This is a genomic window from Streptomyces sp. NPDC006259, from assembly GCF_042870975.1.
Taxonomy (GTDB): domain Bacteria; phylum Actinomycetota; class Actinomycetes; order Streptomycetales; family Streptomycetaceae; genus Streptomyces.
Genome location: NZ_JBIAHY010000005.1, coordinates 261,444 through 277,192, shown reverse-complemented (window position 1 = coordinate 277,192; position 15,749 = coordinate 261,444). Strand labels below are relative to the sequence as shown.

13 protein-coding genes are annotated in these 15,749 nt (G+C 72.0%); 7 read left to right on the top strand and 6 right to left on the bottom strand.

From position 1 onward, the window contains the following. The first annotated feature begins 19 nt into the window (after positions 1-19). On the top strand, positions 20-1,213 hold the full coding sequence (locus tag ACFYO5_RS21905) for a sensor histidine kinase (protein WP_388711001.1): 1,194 nt from the start codon (positions 20-22) through the stop codon (positions 1,211-1,213). A 23-nt stretch (positions 1,214-1,236) separates the two neighbouring features. Next, positions 1,237-1,923, top strand: coding sequence for a response regulator (locus ACFYO5_RS21900; protein ID WP_388710998.1), 687 nt, complete (start codon positions 1,237-1,239; stop codon positions 1,921-1,923). A 296-nt stretch (positions 1,924-2,219) separates the two neighbouring features. On the opposite strand, the gene ACFYO5_RS21895 is transcribed toward ACFYO5_RS21900, so the two are convergent. Then, complete coding sequence (locus ACFYO5_RS21895) at positions 2,220-2,762, bottom strand: MOSC domain-containing protein (protein ID WP_388712280.1); 543 nt, start codon at positions 2,760-2,762, stop codon at positions 2,220-2,222. A 384-nt stretch (positions 2,763-3,146) separates the two neighbouring features. On the opposite strand from ACFYO5_RS21895, the gene ACFYO5_RS21890 reads away from it, so the two are divergent. Beyond that, positions 3,147-4,238: a hypothetical protein gene (locus tag ACFYO5_RS21890; protein WP_388710996.1), complete on the top strand. Its 1,092-nt coding sequence runs from the start codon at positions 3,147-3,149 to the stop codon at positions 4,236-4,238. A 152-nt stretch (positions 4,239-4,390) separates the two neighbouring features. Here the strand turns inward: ACFYO5_RS21890 and ACFYO5_RS21885 are convergent, their stop codons facing one another. From ACFYO5_RS21885 to ACFYO5_RS21875, 3 genes are all read right to left on the bottom strand, one after another. Next, a complete protein-coding gene (locus ACFYO5_RS21885) occupies positions 4,391-4,783 on the bottom strand; it encodes a VOC family protein (protein WP_388710993.1) in 393 nt (130 codons plus the stop codon). Continuing rightward, entirely contained in the window at positions 4,780-5,082 is a 303-nt protein-coding gene (locus tag ACFYO5_RS21880) for an ArsR/SmtB family transcription factor (RefSeq protein ID WP_388710990.1), read from the bottom strand. The genes ACFYO5_RS21885 and ACFYO5_RS21880 overlap by 4 nt, the downstream gene beginning before the upstream one ends. 123 nt (positions 5,083-5,205) lie before the next feature. Next, positions 5,206-8,217: a family 16 glycoside hydrolase gene (locus ACFYO5_RS21875; protein WP_388710987.1), complete on the bottom strand. Its 3,012-nt coding sequence runs from the start codon at positions 8,215-8,217 to the stop codon at positions 5,206-5,208. Positions 8,218-8,500: 283 nt separating this feature from the next. Between ACFYO5_RS21875 and ACFYO5_RS21870 the strand changes: the two genes are divergently transcribed. Together ACFYO5_RS21870 and ACFYO5_RS21865 are read left to right on the top strand one after the other, a co-directional pair. Next, positions 8,501-9,733: an aminotransferase class V-fold PLP-dependent enzyme gene (locus ACFYO5_RS21870; RefSeq protein ID WP_388710984.1), complete on the top strand. Its 1,233-nt coding sequence runs from the start codon at positions 8,501-8,503 to the stop codon at positions 9,731-9,733. Positions 9,734-9,891: 158 nt separating this feature from the next. After that, entirely contained in the window at positions 9,892-10,689 is a 798-nt protein-coding gene (locus ACFYO5_RS21865) for a GNAT family N-acetyltransferase (RefSeq protein WP_388710981.1), read from the top strand. Positions 10,690-10,761: 72 nt separating this feature from the next. Here ACFYO5_RS21865 and ACFYO5_RS21860 read toward each other — a convergent pair whose 3' ends face one another. Further along, complete coding sequence (locus ACFYO5_RS21860) at positions 10,762-11,109, bottom strand: VOC family protein (protein ID WP_388710978.1); 348 nt, start codon at positions 11,107-11,109, stop codon at positions 10,762-10,764. A 475-nt stretch (positions 11,110-11,584) separates the two neighbouring features. Next, complete coding sequence (locus ACFYO5_RS21855; protein WP_388710975.1) at positions 11,585-12,985, bottom strand: MFS transporter; 1,401 nt, start codon at positions 12,983-12,985, stop codon at positions 11,585-11,587. A 97-nt stretch (positions 12,986-13,082) separates the two neighbouring features. Between ACFYO5_RS21855 and ACFYO5_RS21850 the strand changes: the two genes are divergently transcribed. Both ACFYO5_RS21850 and ACFYO5_RS21845 read left to right on the top strand, forming a co-directional pair. After that, entirely contained in the window at positions 13,083-13,721 is a 639-nt protein-coding gene (locus tag ACFYO5_RS21850) for a helix-turn-helix transcriptional regulator (RefSeq protein ID WP_356567880.1), read from the top strand. A gap of 625 nt (positions 13,722-14,346) precedes the next feature. Continuing rightward, complete coding sequence (locus tag ACFYO5_RS21845; RefSeq protein WP_388710971.1) at positions 14,347-15,690, top strand: cellulase family glycosylhydrolase; 1,344 nt, start codon at positions 14,347-14,349, stop codon at positions 15,688-15,690. Positions 15,691-15,749: the final 59 nt, after the last annotated feature.

Here is a 15,749-nt window from a genome sequence, read left to right as displayed (position 1 = left end):
TGTCGTCTACCATGTCCGGATGCCCGCGCTGCCGGCCCCGCGCCCGGCGGGCGTCGCCCTCGCCACCGGTTTCGCCGCCGCCGGCTGCCTGGCCGGTGCCTTCTACCATCCGGCGCCCTGGCGGCCGTTCGACCTGTGGGCCCATCTGCTCACCCTGCTGATCGCCCTGCCCCTCGCACTGTGGGACAAGCGGCCGTTCGGCGTGCTCGTGGTCACGGTGGCCGGCTTCGCCGGATATCTGCTGCTCGGCTATCAGCCCTCCCTCAACTTCTGGGTGCCGGCAGTCGCGTTCCTCTCCGTCGCCGCCCGGGAGGCACGTGCTCGCGTCGTGTGCGGTGCCGTGCTGCTCGCATCGGTCATCGCCCTCAGCGGGTTCTGTGGTCGGCTGCCCCGGCCCGTCGTGGCCGTGCAGGCCCTGATCGTGCCGGCCGTCGCCTTCGCCGTCGGGCTCACCCAGCGCCGTCTCACCGAACGCAACGCCGAGCTGCGACGGCTGACCGCCCTGCTGGACGAGCAGCAGCGCCAGGAGGCGCGCCGCGCCGTGCTCGACGAACGTTTCCGCATCGCGCGCGAACTGCACGACACGATCTCGCAGCAGATGACGATCGTCACCCTGCAGACCGGGCTCGCCGAGTTCGTGTTCTTCTCCGACCCCCCGACCGCCCGTGAGGCGCTCGGCACCGCTGCCGCGGCCGGACGGGAGTCGCTGGAGGAGCTTCGCCGGCTGCTCGTCGTCCTGCGCGCCTACGATCCCGGCGGCGCGCCCGGCCCGGACGATCCGGCCGGCCCGGTCCCCGACCACCTGCTGGCCGACATCGGCCGGATCCCCGCGCTCGCCGAGCGGTTGGAGGCGGCCGGCGTGCACGTCGAGGTCCGGTTCCGGGGAGAGCGCAGGCCCCTGTCCCCGGGGATCGAGCTGTGCGCCTACCGCGTCGTCCAGGAGGCCCTGACCAACATCGCCAAACACTCCGGCTCGGTCACGGCCGAGGTGACCGTCCGCTACCTGGACGACGAACTGCGCGTAACCGTCGTCGACGAGGGCGGTCCGCTTTCGGCCACGTCCACCGACGGATCCGGACACGGCTTGATCGGGATGCGGGAACGGGCCAAGATTTGGCACGGATCGCTGACGGCCGGTGCGCGCCCGGAGGGCGGATTTCGGATCGAACTCCGTCTTCCCCTGGACGGGACCGCGACAGCGGCCGATCCCTGACGTGACCATCCGCGAGGAGTGCTGTGGCCCGCATCCTGGTCGTGGACGACCAGCACCTCATCCGCTCCGGCATCGTCACCCTGCTGCGTACGGTGCAGGGTCTGGGCCCGGTCATGGAGGCCTCGGACGGCGAGGAGGCCGTCGCCGCGGCCCGCGAGCACCGCCCCGACCTGATTCTGATGGACATCAAGATGCCCCGGCTCAGCGGCCTCGCGGCGGCGGAGCGCATTCTCGCCCTCGGTCTCGACCCGGCGCCGCGCATCGTCGTCCTCACCACCTTCGACGACGACGAGTTCGTCTACGCGGCCCTGCGCGCCGGCTGCAACGGCTTCCTGCTCAAGGACATGCCGCCGCAGCAACTCCTCAGCGCCGTCACGGCCACCCTCTCCGCCGACCTCCTCGTCGCTCCGGCCCGGGTCCGCAAGCTCGTCGAGAGGCACGCCCTCCCTCACGGACAGCGGTCCCGGGCCGATGCCGACGCCACGAGCGTCCTCACCGGCCGTGAGACCGAAGTGCTCGGGTTCGTCGCCGAGGGCCTCGCCAACGAGGAGATCGCGGACCGGATGTGCGTCAGCGAGTCCACCGTCAAGACGCACCTGCACCGGCTGATGACGAAGCTGGATCTGCACAGCCGCGCCCAAGCGGTGGTCTTCGCCTACGAGACGGGCATCGCCCAGGTCGGCGGCCGGCCGGAGGCGCCCGGCCCGTGACCAGTGCCGCTCTACCGCGCTGCCGTCCCGTCGTCCTGCCGTCCCCTCGCCCTGCCGTCCCACCACTCGACCGCTCGACCGCTCCACCGCGAGTCTTCGAAGACCAGCGTCATCCCGGCGGTCGAGACCCGTGACGGACAGCGCCCTCGGCGGTCGAGGCCGGGCCGGAGGCCGCGCACCCCCGTTCACCCGGGGTCACTCCCGCGGGCCATGCCTCACGGGCCCGCTCGCCGTCCGACCGCACATATCCGACCGGCCGGAAGCCTCGCTGTCAGGGCCTGCCCGTCGCGCAGCCGTCAGACGCGCTTTAGAGGCCGGTGCGGTCCGCTGGGAAGGTCCGCCTGGACCACATCGCCCGGGCGCACCACGCCGCCCTCCTTCACGATGCTCATGATTCCGGCTTTGCGTACGATGTTCCCGGCCTCGTCGCGGCCTGCGACCTGCTTCAGCAGCCCGTCGCTGAAGTTGTCGATCTGCCGGCACGGGTTGCGCAGTCCGGTCACCTCCAGCACCGCCTCGTCACCGATCCGCAGCAGGGTGCCGGCCGGCAGGCCGAGCAGGTCGATACCGCGGGTGGTGATGTTCTCGCCGAGGTCACCGGGTGCCACCTCGAATCCCGCCGCACCGACCTCGGCGAAGAGTTCTTCCTGGACGAGATGGACCTGGCGCAGGTTCGGCTGCGTGGGGTCCTGCGCGATTCGCGAACGGTGCTTGACCGTCACACCGGCGTGGACGTCACCCTCCACACCGAGCCCGGCGAGCAGCGTGACGCTCTCCCGGTTCGGCTTGGTGAACGAGTACTCGCCGTTGCTGCTGACCGCCGTGACCGAGCCGACCATCCTCGGATCCCCCTTCTGCATGACCATGAACAGTCACGACCCTAACCGCACGGACCGGTCGCGGCCCTGGAACAGGGGCAGGAACGGCAACCGCCTCCCGTGCGACGGCGACCGCGTGTTTCCCACCCACTCCACGACGGGCCCTGGCAACGAGCGGCCAACGGATGTCGCGGCCGGCCCGACAGGACGCCGTACGGCCGCGGTGAGGTGGGGGAGCACTGCCCCGACGGCCGGCCCCAGGGGCGCCGCCCGTGCTGGTCCCGGCGCTCGGACGCGGAACGGGAACGCCGCCTGGGGCCGGTCGGCCCTCCCGTGCCGGCCTCCCCGTGTGAGGATGTGGCCATGGCGTGGCTGAGGAATCGTGGCAGGCGGACGGCCGGACTCATGGCTGCGGCGAGTGCGGCGCTGGTACTGGCCGCATGCGGCTCGGACGGCACGGACGGCTCGGGCCACGGCGGTTCGCGAGGCCGCGAGGCGAAGTACCAGCGCGTCATCGAGGACCCTCACCCGCGCCCCGGCGACGTCATCGAAGCGGCCGGCGCTCCCACCGGCGTGGCCCGCACGGACGACGGCTCGCTGCTCCTGACGTACACCGCCGGCAACGTCGAGGACGACGAGGGGCCGGCCGCCTCCGCCTGGCGTGTCGTCGGCCCCGACGGCCGTACGGTCGCCGAGCACGCGGAACACACGGACGCCGAGGCGCAGCCGGTCGCGTTCACGGGGGTGCCCGGGGGCTTCGTGCGGATCCCGCAGGCAGACGCCGAGGAAGCGTACGCCCTCGACGTACGCGGCGAGCGGCAGGAACTCACCGTCACGCGGACCCCGTTGCCCACCCGTGCCGGCGACATCGCGCTCGGCGCGCCGGAGCCGGCCCTCATCTACCGCCCCGCCACCCGGACCGTGGCACCCCCGGCCGGGTTGCCGGACGACGCCATCGACCTCGTCGTCGACGAACGGGGCACGGCCTGGAGCCTGGCCCAGCCCCTCACCGGGGACCCCCACCGGGTCGTACGGCAGCGCGACGGTCGCACCCTCGGCTCCACGGCCGTCCCGAAGCCGTACGCCGGAGGCGTTCTCGCCGCGCGCGGCGGCACCGCCGCACTGCTCCTCGTCCGGGACGACGGCGTGCGCGGCCTGCTGGTGACGACCGACGACGGTGAGCACTGGCGGACGCTGCTGGCCGGCGGCGTTCCCTGGCAGACCCTCCAGGGCGGACCGGAGTCGTCTGTTCTGGACGTGCTCGCGGACGGGCGGGTACTCGTCGGCGAGGAAGGCGGCCGCTACTGGCTCGCCGACGACCGCGCCAACAGCGCCTTCCACCAGCTGAGGACACCGGCGAGCCTCACGTCCCTCACCGTCGACGGCACGACGCTCTACGGCATCGCGGACACGACGACCGCGACGTACGACCTGGTGAAGGGCGAGGGGCTGTGGATCTCCCGCGACGGCGGAGGTCAGTGGCGGCGCCACGGGTGACACGGGTGGCGACCGGGGCATTCACCGGTCGACCGGCGGGCGCGCCTCCCGCCGTGGCCGCGAGTGTTCGTCGTCCCCGCGCGGGACCTCCTCGCCGGTCGCCTCCGCGGCCGGAAGGGTCCGTCCTCGGGCCGGTTCCGGTCCGGATCGCCCTACCGCGGCTGGGTGGCGATCTGGATCAGGTTGCCGCAGGTGTCGTCGAGGACGGCGGTGGTGACGGGGCCCATCGCGAGGGGCTCCTGGGTGAAGCGGACGCCGAGGCCTCGGAGACGCTCGTACTCCGCGCTCACGTCGTCGACGGCGAACTGGGCGAGCGGGATGCCGTCGCCGACGAGCGCGTCGCGGTAGGTTCTGACGGCCGGGTGACCGGCGGGCTCGAGAAGGAGTTCGGTGCCGTGGGGCTCGTCGGGCGAGACCACGGTGAGCCACCGGTCCTGCCCGCCCAGCGGGACGTCGTGCTTCTTCACGAAGCCGAGGATCTCGGTGTAGAAGTGTTCGGCCTTGGCCTGGTCGTCGACGAAGACGCTGGTCAGATGGATCTTCATGGGGTGCTCTCCCGCGGTCCGGAGGGGTCGGGTGCGAGCCATCGCTCGGCGATCCGCCGCAGCGGGTCCGTGTTCAGGTCGTGGAACTTGTAGCGGCCCTCGCGCCTGGTCTCGACGAGCCCGGCGGCCTCCAGCACGGCGAGGTGCTGGGAGACGCCCTGGCGTGAGATGCCCAGTTGGTGCTTCATGCTCAGCCGCGAGCAGATCTCGAACAGTGTCTGCCCGGACTTCTCCGTCAGCTCGTCGAGGATGACGCGGCGGGTGGGGTCGGCCAGAGCCCTGAAAACGTCGTCGGCCACCCCCACAGCATAGGCAACTACCCACTTGCCTATCAAGTCGGACGGCGCCACGGCCGCGAACAGCGGTGACGGAGCCGGCGGCTCGCGCCGCCGGCTCCGTCACCTTCGATGGCTACCGGCGGTTCACGTCAGTGGCCGGATCTGGATGTTCCGGAACCTCACCTTGTTGCCGTGGTCCTGCAACCGGATCGCTCCTGCCGCGGGGGTCTCCGACCGGCCCGAGGCGGTGGGTCCGTCGAGGGCGATGTCGTCGTGCACCTTGGTGCCGTTCCACACGACCGTCAGCCGGGCGTCGGCCGTCTTGCGGCCTTCGGCGTCGTAGCGGGCGGCGTGGAAGACGATGTCGTACGTCTGCCAGCTCTCCGGTGCGGTCGCCGCGTTGACGTCGGGCGGCTTCTTCAGGTAGATCGCCCCGGCCTCGTTGTCGTCCAGGGTGGTGTCGCCGTAGGAGTCGAGGATCTGCAACTCGTACCGGTCCTGGAGGAAGATGCCGCTGTTGCCGCGGTCCTGGCCGGTCACCTCCGGGGGCAGGAGCGGGACGCGGAACTCGACGTGCAGAGCGAAGTCCTGGTAGGCGTCCTTGGTGCGGATGTCGCCGCAGCACACCTCCATCGACGCCTCCTCGGTCAGGGGCCATGCCAGGCTCCGTCCGTCGGTGTGCTGCCACTGGGACTGCGAGGCGGCGGTGCCGTCGAAGAGGGGGACGGTGGCGCCCTGGGGGCGCACGGTGATCAGGTCGAGGTTGACGTGTCCGGTGTCGCCGGGGTCGTACCGGTAGGAGACCGTGTTGGGTCCGGCGCGCAGGGTCAGGCGCTCGGCTCGGGTGGACCAGGTGTCCCAGTCCCCGGTGGGGGCGAGCTGCGTCTGCCGGACCTTGCCCCCGTTGACGTACAGGGAGAGGGACTTGGTCCCCTGGAACGGGTTCGGGCCGTTGGAGTAGCGCAGGTTCACGTCATAGGTCCCCTTCTTCGGGACCGTGACGTCGAACGTCGTGGCCACGTCGCCCTCGGTGGCGTAGCGGTCGACGAAGCCGCTGCCGGAGTAGCCGGTGTGGTCGGTGTTGATGCCCGCCCTGCCGGTGAGCCGGGCTTCCTCGGCCTCGTAGAGGGTCGCGGGAGGCGGCTGCTTGCCGGGTACGGCGTTGAGTGTGTACCAGGCTTCGGTGCTCCACAGCGTCTCGCCGGAGGCGGCGGCGAAGGGACGCGGGGAGCGCACGTGCACCACGTGGCCGGGCTTCAGGCCGTCCAGGCGGAGCCGGACCGTGCGGCCGTCCCCGGAGAGGGTCGCGGAGCGCACGGAGAGCCGCTGTTCGGCGATCTTCGGTCCGCCGTAGTCCGCCGTCGGCGTGTAGCGCCACTGCTCGACCCGGTAGCGGCCGGCGAGATCGACGGCGGTCTCGGCGGACACCGGCTGGGTGTACGTCAGGTCGAAGCCGCCCGGTACGGCCCGCATCGTCTGGATGTCGAAGGTGTCGCCGCCGTTCGGCGTCAGCTTCTGCAGGCCGAACCGCAGCTTGCCCTCCTGGCCCCAGTTGCCGTCGGCGCCCAGGCCACCGGCGTAGATCGCGCCGTCGGGACCCATGGTGATGCGGTTGACCCCGGCCTCCAGGCCTTGCGTGTAGCGGAAGACGGCGCCCTGGTACTCGCCGTCGACCTTTTCGAGGTAGGCCCGCTGGAGTCCCCCGTAGGTGACGTCGCCGATCAGCATCTGTCCGGCGAACCGGCCCTTCGTCAGATACAGCGGTGTGGAGGGCGAGTTGGCGATCTCGTTCTGGGGCAGCCACAGCACCGGCTGGGTGACGGGGGCGTCCTCGAAGGGGCCGGAGGGCTCGGTGTAGTGGTTGAAGAAGCGGTCCTGTCTGATCTGGACCAGCTTGGACGAGGGCAGCCATCCGCCCTGGTTGTCGGTGGTGAACAGATCGCCGCCGGGGCCCCATCCGATGCCGTTGGGGGTGCGCAGACCGCCCGCGACGGGGCTGATCCGGCCCGTCCTCGCGCTGACCTTGTACGTGGTGCCGCGGCCGGGCGCCGGCTGCGGTGTGGTGGTCGCGCCGCCGAGGTCGATGGCGACGGAGAGGTTCACGTAGAAGTAGCCGGCGCGGTAGAGCAGTCCGAACGCGAACTCGTGGAAGTTCCCCCCGTACGGCCAGGTGGCGACCGTACGGTACGCGTCGGTGACCTCGTCGCCGTCCTGGTCGACCAGCCGGGTCAGTTCGTGCTTCTGCGAGACGTACAGGGCACCGTCGACGTACTTGATGCCCATGGGTTCCCGCAGTCCGCTCGCCACCCTCTTCACGGTGATCTGGTCGCGGCTGGTCGCACCGGTGACGTGGTCGAGGAGATACACCTCTCCGGCGACGTTTCCGCTGCCGCCCCACGTGCTGATGGCGAGACGCCCGTCGGGCAGCCAGTCCATACCGGTGACCTGCGGCTGGAAGCCCTCGGGGCGCAGGTCGGTGAGGGTGAGGTCCGGGCGCACCGAGGTGAGCGGCAGGCCGTCGCCCGGGGTGTCACCGCTCGCCTCGCACTCCTTGCGTCCCGGCGCCGTCACCCGGACGACACCGGCGTCGGTGCTCAGCGCCTCGCCCGGCACGACGGTGAAGTCCTCGGCACCCGGCGGTTTCCAGGAGAGCTGCAACCGCTGCCCGCCGTCCCGCTCGAAGTGGTCGATCCGCAGGGGGTGCGGCCCGGCGGTGAGGTGGACGGTGCCGTCCTTCGGTTCGGCGCCGTGGAGGCCGTCGTGGTCGATCACGGTGGCGTGGTCGAGACTCAGCCGTGAGCCGTCGTCACTGGTGAGCCGGAACGCGTACGACCCCTCGCGCGGGGCGACCAGGTAGCCGGTGGCCTCCGTGACGAAGTGGTCGTCGAACCCGCCGAAGTCGGCGGGCGTGGACCAGTCGATCGTCGGCATGAGCTGGTCGTGGTTGGGCGTCTGCCCCGGTTTGAGGGTGCACAGCTCGTCCAGTGGTGTCTGCACGTCGTACACGCGCAGCGTGACTCCGGGCTGCTGCGGGGGGAGGTCGGCCGGTACGGCGCCGGCGGCCGCCGGGGCGCCCAGGGCGCCGCCGGCGAGGACGGCCGTCGTCAGCAACGGGATGAGGTGTCTTCGGGCCCGGGGGAACGGGCGTTGGCGCATTGGTCCTCCTGAACTGGGGACCGGACCGTGCCGGATGTCGTTCCGGTCTTTCTCGGTATGGGCTGCGGGTTCCGCCGCAAAGCTAGGGGACTTCCGCTTGTCATGTCCATACTTTGTCATCGATGCGGTCAAAGTCCTCCGCACGGCACACGCCGATGGCAGCGGGGCACACGCCGATCGCCGGGAGACCTCCACGCATGGGTATCGTGATCGCGCGTCCCGGCCGTACGGTCGCCCCGCCGCCCCGTCGCCCCGTCGCCCCGTCGCCCACGTCAGGATCCACGTGACCGAGACCCGAGCGCTCGCCGCACCCCGTCCGCTGCTGCTGGCTGACGGCCGGGACGCCGCACTGGCCTGGACCCTCGATCCCGGGATGCGGCACCTCAACCACGGGTCGTTCGGGGCGGTCCCCCGCGTCGCCCAGGAACGACAGAGCGCGCTGCGGGACGAGATGGAGCGGGCCCCCGTCGCCTGGTTCCCGCGACTGCCCGGCCGGGTCGCCGCCGCCCGTGAAGCGATCGCCGGCCATCTGCGGGTCCGTGCCCAGGACTTGGCGCTCGTCCCCAACGCCAGCGCCGGTGCGAGCGTCGTGTACGCCGCCCTCGGCGCGCGTCCGGGCGGCTCCATCGTGGTCACCGACCACGGCTACGGCGCCGTCACGATGGGCGCCGAGCGGCTCGCCCGACGCTGGGGCGCACGCGTCCGCACGGCCCACGTACCCCTCGACGCCGATGCCGGTCAGGCCTGCACGGCGGTGATGTCCCAGGTGGACGAGCGGGTCGCACTCATCGTCCTGGACCAGATCACCTCCGCCACGGCACGACTGATGCCGGTCGGACGGGTCGGCGACGAGGCGGCCCGGCACGGCATTCCGCTGCTCGTGGACGGCGCGCACGCCCCCGGACTCCTCGCGGCCCCCCTGGCGGGCGTGGTCTGCGACGCCTGGGTGGGCAACCTCCACAAGTGGGGGTGCGCGCCGCGTGGCACCGCCGCTCTCGTCGCCCGCGGGCCGCTGCGCGAGGAACTGCATCCGCTGATCGACTCCTGGAGCGCCGCCGAACCCTACCCGGACCGCTTCGACCAGCAGGGCACGATCGACGCCACCGGTTGGCTCGCGGCCCCGGCGGCGCTGGACTTCGTCGGACGCACCTGGGGCTGGGACACGGCCCGCACCTACATGGACGAGCTGGCGGACCACGGCGCCCGGGTGGTGGCGGCCGCGTTCGAGGCGTCCGGCGGCCCCGCCGGGCCGGTCGACGTCGGCATGCCGGTGCCGGGAATGCGCCTGGTCCGGCTACCGGAAGGCCTCGGGACCACCCGGATCGCGGCCGACGCCCTGCGCGACCGGGCGACCGCGGAACTGGGCGTCGAGGCCGCCTTCACCAGCTTCGGCGGAACCGGTTACCTGCGGCTGTCGGCCCACGTCTACAACACACCCGACGACTACGAGTACTTCGCCGACGCCTGCGTGCCCGTCGTCGAGAAGTGGGCGCGGGAGGCCCGAGGTCGGCGCTGACGCCTTCGACCGAAAGGCCGGGCGGACGGGCGGACGGGCGCGGAACGGGCGAACAGTCGGCCCCGTCCGCCGGGATACTCGGAACCGTCACGGCGCACGGGCCGAGGTCGTCGGCACCGTGGCGGCGTGCGGAGCACCCGACGATCGAAGGAGCCAAGGTGACGTCTCTCGCTGCCTCTGTCGAATCGATGGAGCAACTCGCCACGGTCTGGCGGCACATGGTGCTCGACCGGAGCGCGGATGCCGACGTGCGGGACCTTCCGGGGATCGCCGTCCGCTGGGCGGACTGCCACTTCGCCTTCTGGAACTGCGTCACGTTGACCGAGGTGGGGGCGGACGCCGCGCTCGTGGAGCGGCGGCTGGCCGAGGCGGCGGACATCATGCGCTCCAAGGAGCACCCGGGCTTCCTGTGGGTCTTCGAGGACCTCGTCGCCGCCGGGGCGCGCGCGGGCGTCCCGGCGGCGGCCGAGCGAGCGGGCCTCTCCCACGCCTTCGCGGGCACCGGCATGGCGGGAGACCTGCTCCCCGTTCCGGAGCCGGTCCATCCGGAACTCACGTTCGTCCGTGTCGGCAACGAGGAACACCTGCGCGCCTACGCGGACCTCAACTCACGCGCCTACGGCTTCCCCCTGGAACACGGTCGCGACGGACTCGCCGGCTCGGTGCTCTGGAAGGAGAAGGTGCACGCCTACCTGGGGCTGCGCGACGGCGTCCCGGTCACGTGCGCCGGAGCGGTGGAGGCCGACGGCCGCCTCTTCGTCGTACTCGTCGCGACGGACCCCCGGTGGGAGCGCAGGGGGTACGGGGAGGCCGTGACGCGCAAGGCGCTCCACGAAGGAGCCCGGGCCGGCGGGCTGACGCGCGCCACCTTGCACGCGACCGCCGCGGGCGCACCCGTGTACCCGCGCATCGGCTTCGCACCCAACTCCCCCCTGCACTTCTACCGCCTGCGGTAGTCCGGCAGCCGGCTCGGGCCGGCGTCCGCCGGGACACCGCCGGGGTACGGCCGTGCCGCGTCGGGCGCGCGGTCAGCGGTGGCTCACCACGTTGACGACGCGGCCGTTGGGGTCGCGGACGAAGAACCGCCGTACCCCCCACTCCTCGTCCTGCAAGGGGTGCAGGATCTCGGCGCCGCTGTCCCGCACGAGCGCGTAGGCCGCGTCCACATCGTCCACCTCCACGCTCATGTCCGGCGTGACCGGGGCGGTCCTGTCCCGGGTGATGAAGCTGATCTGGGCCGCCGGCGTGGAGGGCGAGGCGAGCGTCACGATCCAGCCGAGGTCCATGACCTCCTCGAAGCCCAGCAGGCGGTAGAAGTCCCGGTTCTCCTGCATGGCGTCGGACTGGACGATGGGCATGGCACGGCGAACGGTCATCGCGACTCCACGTGAGTTGGCATGTCCTGTGAGGTTCGCAGAAGTCCTACCGCACACCGGGGCCCGCGCGCATCGTCGCCACGGCCCGCGGAGCCGGCACCTTTCGGAGCCGTACCTCCTCGTGGCGGGCGGCATCAGCCTCGGCGTCACCCCGCTGCCGTGCTTTGCGCGTCGAGCCGAACTCTTCCACAAGCCGGGGCAGTTGACCCGCAACGGTCGGACCCGGCTCTCGACGGCCTGTCAGAAGGACCGGCGGCGGTCCACGTGCGCGGGCGAACGCCCGCGAAGGGGGGCCCTTCACCGGCGACACACCTGACGCGCGCGCGGCGGACGGGTGTCCGCGGTGATCCGGTGTGCCTCACGGCAGGCCGAGTTCCTCGCGGCTCCCGCCACCCAGCGTGGCACACGGCGGGAGTCGGTGCTCTCGGCCGGCTCCGTCGCTTCGTCGGGCAGCGCCGCCGCTTCGTCCCGACCGCTAGGGAGTGTCGACCGTCGTCGGCTGCCCGGCGCGGGCCACGACGAGGAGGAAGAGGCCGCAGGCCGACACGAGCAGCCAGCCGGGATGCGACGCGGTGGCGATGCCGGCGGAGCCCGTGCCGGCGACCAGTCCCCCGGCGACGGCTATGCCGACCGCCGCGCCGACCTGACGGGCGGTGGAGGTGATCGCCCCTGCCACACCGGCCCGGGACGCCGGCAGACCGCTGACGGCGGTATGGGTGAGAGGGGCGTTGGCGAAGCCGAATCCGATGCCGATCAGCAGGTAGGCGAACAGGATCAGCGGCACGCCCGTGTCCTGGTCCAGATCCGTCAGGCACAGGCCGCCGACCATGGTGAAGGCACCCGCGAGGAGCAACGGACGCCGCGGTCCGAGCCGTCCCGCCAGGCTGCCGGACCACGGCGCGCACAGCGTGGCCCCCAGCGCCATGGGCAGGGTGGCGGCGCCGGTCGCCAGCGGGGTCCAGCCCCGGGTGTGCTGAAGGTAGAGCGTGTTGAGGAGCAGACTCACGTTCAGGGCCACGAACACCGCCATGGCACCGAGCACCGCCGTGGCGAAGGGGGGCCGGCGGAACAGGCCGAAGTCCATCAAGGGCTCCTCGGACCGCAGTTCGACGAGGACGAACGCGGTCGCCGCGACCGTGACCAGGGCGTAGCCGGCGAGGGCCGTGGGCGCGGTCCAGCCGATACGGGGTCCTTCGATGAGGATGCCGACGACAAGGCAGAGCGCCCCGGTGAGGAGTGCCTGGCCGGGCCAGTCCGGACGCCGGGCGCGCGCTGCACGGGACTCCGGCACGAACACGGCGACCAGGACGAGGGCGATCACGACGACCGGCATGTTGATCCAGAACACCGAACGCCAGCCGAACGCGGCGATGAGCGCCCCGCCGGTGACCGGGCCCGCCGCCATGCTGAGCCCGAAGACCGACGCCCACACGCCGATCGCCCGGGCCCGCTCCCGCCGGTCGGGCATCGCGTTCACCACGATCGCCAGAGCCACCGGACTCAGCATCGACGCCCCGACCCCCTGGACGGCCCGGGCGGCGACGAGCACACCGAGCGACGGGGCGAGGGCACACGCGAGGGAGGCCAGGCCGAAGACGACCAGCCCGCAGCGGAACACCCGGCGGCGCCCCCACCGGTCCGCGAGCGCCCCGGAGACCATGAGAAGACTGGCGAGGACCACGGTGTAGGCGTCGACGACCCATTCCAGGCCACGGGTGCCCACACCGAGACCGTGGCCGATCTCCGGCAGACCCACGTTGACGATGGTGGTGTCGACGCCCACCAGGAACATGCTGAGCGCGCAGACGGCCAGCACCGTCCAGCGCCGGCGCGCACTCGGCGGGGTGGGTGGAGCGGCCAGGGATGTCGTGAGCAAGGGAGGTTCCCCTTCGGTGCGGGTATCGGCTCCGGTCAGCCTCCGGCCGGGAGAGGGGCGAGGCCCAGGAACTTTGCGGAGACCGCAAAATGCTCGTATGGACGCCGAACTCGCGGAACTCATCGACAGCATCGGGCCGCGGCTGCGCGCCCTGCGGCACGCCCGCGGACTCACCCTCGAGACCCTCGCGCGCGACACCGGGATCTCCGTGAGCACGCTGTCCCGCGTCGAGTCGGGTCTGCGGCGTCCGACCCTCGACCTCCTCATCCCGCTCGCCCGGGCCCACCGCGTGGCGCTGGACCAGCTGGTGGCGGCCCCGGCCACCGGCGATCCCCGGGTCCACCTCACGCCCAGGAGCCGGGAACGCGGGGACATCCTCGTGCCGCTGACGCAGTACCCGGGCCGCGTCCAGGTCTTCAAACAGCTGCTCGCGCCCCGCGAACCGAAACTGGTGACCCACTCCGGCTACGAATGGCTCTACGTGCTCGCCGGCGAACTCCGCCTCATCCTGGGACAGCGCTCCACCACGCTCCGGCCCGGCGAGGTCGCCGAGTTCGACACCGGCACACCGCACTGGTTCGGCCCCGCCGGTACCGAAGCGGTGGAGATCCTGCACCTGTTCGGGCCCCACGGCGATCAGGCCGTCGTCCGCACCGAACCGACAGCGGACAGCGCGGCCCCGAACCGCGGAGTCGCGGACAGCGGGGTCCTGGGCAGTCGAGACCCGGACAGCTGAGACCCGGACGGCTCGGACCCGGTGAGATCCCGGCGGCGGACGTCACGGGCACCGGGTCGGATGACGTGGGTGGCCGGCGCCGCGGGCCGGCCGGGGGCGACCCGTTCCGTGAAGAGGACCTCGTGGTGGGCGCGGGTGCCGGAGGGGTGCGTGGGTGCCGGGACGGGCGCCGCGGTGGGGCCGAGCCCCGGCGGGCCATCCGGTGAGGCCGGACCGCCGCCGAGCACGCGGTGTTCCGGTCCCGCATTCCCGCCGCGATCAAAGTTCCTTTCACGCCAACCTACGGGAACGCCGTTCCGACCGTCGTCACCTCTTTCCGGTAACTGAACCACTACTAAACTTAACCGGTTTGCTCGAATGGTTGTCTGATACCGGCTCTCCTTCTAGCCTCTCTCCCAACCGCCGACCGGAGGAATTCACCACCGCCCGTTTCTCTCCTGACCACGGGAAACGCGTGATGCCCCTCCGCGGCGCGCCCCGACGTCCCGCTGCCCGGTGCGAGCCGCACGCCAGACCCGGGCAGCGGGGCTCCAGGCGGGCACGCGCACCCCCTGCTTCCCGGCCTCATCCCGGCCGGGAACGGCGGGCACGCGTGCCCGCGCCCGCGACAACCTTGGGAGCGGCAATGAGAAGAACACTGGCCACCGCGGCGGGAGCGCTGCTGGCCATCGCGACCTCGCTACTGACCACCCCGTCCCCCGCGCAGGCGGAGACACGGGCGGCATCCGGTTTCCACGTCGGCGCCGGCCGCCTGCTGGACGCGAACGGCGAGGACTTCGTCCTGCGCGGCGTGAACCACGCCCACGCCTGGTATCCCACCCGGACACCCCAGGCGCTGAGGGACGTCAAGGCGCTGGGCGCCAACTCGGTGCGCGTGGTCCTCGCCACCGGCGACCGCTGGACCAGGACCGAAGCCGCCGACGTGGCGGCCATCGTCACCGAGTGCCGGCGCAACCGGCTGGTCTGCGTGCTGGAGGCGCACGACACCACCGGCTACGGCGAGCAGGCCGGGGCGGTGTCCCTCGCCCGGGCGGTGGACTACTGGCTCACCCTCAAGGACGCACTGCGGGGCCAGGAGAACTATGTCCTCCTCAACCTGGGAAACGAGCCGTACGGCAATTCCGGCTACCAGACGTGGACCGCCGACACCCAGAAGGCCGTCGCCCGCATGCGCGACGCCGGATTCGACCACACCCTCATGGTCGACGCGCCCAACTGGGGGCAGGACTGGACCTTCACCATGCGGGACAACGCCGGGAAGGTCTTCGCGGCCGACCCCGCCCGCAACACGGTATTCTCGATCCACATGTACGGCGTCTTCGACACGGCCGCCGAGGTGAATGACTACCTGAACCGGTTCACTTCCCAGGGTCTGCCCATCGTGGTGGGGGAATTCGGCAACGCCCACTCGGACGGCGATCCGGACGAGGACGCCATCATGGCCGCCGCCCAGCGCCTCGGCGTCGGCTACCTGGGCTGGTCCTGGAGCGGCAACGGCGGCGGGGTCGAGTACCTCGACATGGCCACCGGCTTCGACGCCTCCCGGCTCACCGACTGGGGCCGACGCCTCTTCGACGGCTCCCACGGCATCCGGCAGACCGCGCGCGAGGCCGGCGTCTTCACCTCCGGTCCGGACGACGGTTCCACCGGGGGAGCCTGCGCGGTCACGTACCGGCTCAGTGACTGGGGCAGCTGGTTCAACGCGGACGTGACCATACGCAACACCGGCACCACGACCGTGAAGGGCTGGCGGCTCGACTTCGCCTTCCCCGGTGAGCAGAGGCTCAACCAGGCCTGGAACGCCCGGGCCGCCCAGCAGGGCCGCCAGGTGCGGGCCACCGACGAGTCGTGGACGGAGACGATCCCGGCCGGCGGCACGGTGAGCTTCGGCTTCAACGGCTCCTCCACGGGAACCAACGCGGTGCCCGCGTCCTTCACCCTCAACGGCGCGGTCTGCACGACGAACTGACGCCGGCCGGCAGCCGGGCGCAGGGTCGCGTCCCGCAGCGGAGCGGCCCTGCGCACGTG

Excerpts from the sequence above, each read along its gene's own strand:
- ACFYO5_RS21905 (WP_388711001.1), top strand. The coding sequence starts at position 20 with ATGCCCGCGCTGCCGGCCCCGCGCCCGGCGGGCGTCGCCCTCGCCACC.
- ACFYO5_RS21895 (WP_388712280.1), bottom strand. The coding sequence starts at position 2,762 with ATGGTCGGCTCGGTCACGGCGGTCAGCAGCAACGGCGAGTACTCGTTC.
- ACFYO5_RS21890 (WP_388710996.1), top strand. The coding sequence starts at position 3,147 with ATGGCTGCGGCGAGTGCGGCGCTGGTACTGGCCGCATGCGGCTCGGAC.
- ACFYO5_RS21885 (WP_388710993.1), bottom strand. The coding sequence starts at position 4,783 with ATGAAGATCCATCTGACCAGCGTCTTCGTCGACGACCAGGCCAAGGCC.
- ACFYO5_RS21875 (WP_388710987.1), bottom strand. The coding sequence starts at position 8,217 with ATGCGCCAACGCCCGTTCCCCCGGGCCCGAAGACACCTCATCCCGTTG.
- ACFYO5_RS21860 (WP_388710978.1), bottom strand. The coding sequence starts at position 11,109 with ATGACCGTTCGCCGTGCCATGCCCATCGTCCAGTCCGACGCCATGCAG.
- ACFYO5_RS21850 (WP_356567880.1), top strand. The coding sequence starts at position 13,083 with ATGGACGCCGAACTCGCGGAACTCATCGACAGCATCGGGCCGCGGCTG.
- ACFYO5_RS21845 (WP_388710971.1), top strand. The coding sequence starts at position 14,347 with ATGAGAAGAACACTGGCCACCGCGGCGGGAGCGCTGCTGGCCATCGCG.